The following is a 447-nucleotide window of genomic DNA, read 5'->3' as shown; positions in this document are numbered from 1 at the left end:
ACGGACAGCGTGACGGTCTGGGTGGCGGCCCACACGGGGGCAACAACGGCAGCGAGGGCGAGGGCGGCAAACAGTTTTTTCATGATGAACTCCTGTGATTAATAGAAAAATGGCATGACGTAGGGAAATCCGAGCGAGACCAGGACCAGCGCGGCCACGATCCAGAAAATGAGCTTGTAAGTAGCTCGCACTTGGGGAATCGCGCAGACCTCACCCGGTTTGCAGGCTTGCGCCGGGCGGTAGATGCGCCGCCAGGCGAAAAACAGCGCGACCAGCGCTGCGCCGATGAAGATCGGGCGATAGGGTTCCAGCACCGTCAGGTTGCCGATCCATGCCCCGCTGAACCCCAAGGCGATCAAAACCAGCGGCCCCAGGCAGCAGGCCGACGCAAGAATGGCGGCCAGCCCACCGGCGAAGAGCGCGCCGCGCCCGTTTTGTGGTTCAGAC

General features: G+C 62.4%; 1 protein-coding gene and 1 pseudogene. Both read right to left on the bottom strand.

Features of this window, described 5'->3' with window-relative positions:
- Window positions 1-83: pseudogene (locus LZP96_RS24015) on the bottom strand (mercuric transport protein periplasmic component); the annotation flags it as partial.
- 15 nt (window positions 84-98) lie between these two features.
- Window positions 99-447, bottom strand: a 349-nt coding sequence (gene merT, locus LZP96_RS24010; protein WP_038885573.1) for a mercuric ion transporter MerT, incomplete at its 5' end; no start/stop codon positions are given.

The sequence above is a fragment of the Huaxiibacter chinensis genome, from assembly GCF_022171985.1.
GTDB classification, from domain to species: Bacteria; Pseudomonadota; Gammaproteobacteria; order Enterobacterales; family Enterobacteriaceae; genus Enterobacter; species Enterobacter chinensis_A.
This window is presented reverse-complemented; position numbering and strand designations above follow the sequence as displayed.